Source organism: Actinomadura sp. NPDC048032, assembly GCF_040653175.1.
Lineage (GTDB): Bacteria > Actinomycetota > Actinomycetes > Streptosporangiales > Streptosporangiaceae > Spirillospora > Spirillospora verrucosospora.
The window spans coordinates 1-1,694 of sequence record NZ_JBEZJP010000772.1; the positions used below are offsets into that span (position 1 = coordinate 1).

Genomic DNA, 1,694 nt, shown 5'->3' on the forward strand with positions numbered 1-1,694 from the left:
GTGGAAGTGCCGGGCGGTCTCGGCCTCCTGCTTGAGGTGGTCAGTGAACGCCTCGCCGACGCCGCGGCGGATGATCCGCAGGTTGACCTCGTCGCCCACGTCGATCTTGAGGAGGGAGTCCTCCAGCGCCTCGACGGAACCGGACACGTCGCCCTTGAGGATGAGCAGCAGTTCCTGCCGCTCGCCCCGCTCCAGGTCCTTGAACAGCTCTTCCAGCGAGCTGCTCTTGCGGCTCTTGAGCAGTTCGGCGTTGCGCTTGCGCGCGACCCGCTTGTCGGCGATCTGCCGGGCGACGCGGTCGTCCTCGACGACCAGGAAGTTGTCGCCCGCGCCGGGCACGGCCGCGAGGCCGAGCACCATCACCGGACGGGACGGGCCCGCCTCCTCGACGCTGTTGCCGTTCTCGTCGAGCATCGCCCGGACGCGGCCGTTGGCCACGCCGCAGACGATCGAGTCGCCGACCCGCAGCGTGCCGCGCTGGACCAGCACGGTCGCCACGGCGCCCCGGCCCTTGTCCAGGTGGGCCTCGATGGCCGAGCCCTGGGCGGGCATGTCGGGGTTGGCCTTCAGGTCGAGCGTGGCGTCGGCGGTCAGGACGATCGCCTCCAGCAGCCCGTCGATGTTGGTCCCCTGCTTGGCGGACACGTCGATGAACTGCGTGTCGCCGCCGAACTCCTCGGCGACCAGGCCGTACTCGGTGAGCTGCGCCCGGACCCGGTTCGGGTCCGCGCCCTCGACGTCGATCTTGTTGACCGCGACGACGATCGGGACCCCCGCCGCGGTGGCGTGGTCGATCGCCTCGGTGGTCTGCGGCTTGACGCCGTCGTCGGCCGCGACCACCAGCACCACCAGGTCGGTGGTGTCGGCACCGCGGGCACGCATGGCGGTGAACGCCTCGTGACCCGGGGTGTCGATGAAGGTGATCTTGCGGTCCTCGCCGTCGACGACGGTCTCGACCTGGTAGGCGCCGATGTGCTGGGTGATGCCGCCGGCCTCGCCCGCCTGCACGTTGGCGTGCCGGACGGCGTCCAGCAGCTTGGTCTTACCGTGGTCGACGTGACCCATGACGGTGACGACCGGCGGACGCGACTGGAGGTTCTCCTCGCCGCCCTCGTCCTCGCCGTACTCGATGTCGAAGGACTCGAGCAGCGCGCGGTCCTCGTCCTCGGGGCTGACGACCTGGACGTCGAAGTCCAGCTCGAGCCCGAGCTCCATCAGGTCGTTGGGGTCGACCGACTGGGTCGCCGTGACCATCTTGCCGAGGTGCATCATGATCGCGACGAGCGACGCCGGGTTGGCGCCGATCTTCTCGGCGAAGTCGGTCAGGGACGCGCCCTGCGGCAGCCGGATCGTCTTGCCGTTGCCGCGCGGAGCCGAGACGCCGCCGACGGCGGGCGCCTGCATGTTCTCGAACTCTTGACGACGCGCCCGCTTCGACTTGCGTCCGCGCGCCGGGCGCCCGCCGGGCCGCCCGAAGGCGCCCTGCGTGCCGCCGCGACCGCGACCGCCGCCACCGGGACGGGGGCCGAAGCCGCCGCCACCAGGACGACCGCCGGCACCCGCGCGGGGCGCGCCGAAGCCGCCGCCGCCACCGGGACGACCGCCGCCACCGGGACCGCGACCGCCGCCGCCACCGGGACGACCGCCGCCGCCCGGACCGCGGCCACCGCCGCCGCCACCCGGACCGCCGCGCC

At 72.7% G+C, this 1,694-nt stretch carries 1 protein-coding gene; it reads right to left on the bottom strand.

Annotation, left to right across the window (positions count from 1 at the left end; all coding sequences use genetic code 11):
* The coding region (infB, locus tag AB0C69_RS42080; RefSeq protein ID WP_360362498.1) for a translation initiation factor IF-2 at nucleotides 1–1,694 on the bottom strand (1,694 nt) is incomplete at both ends.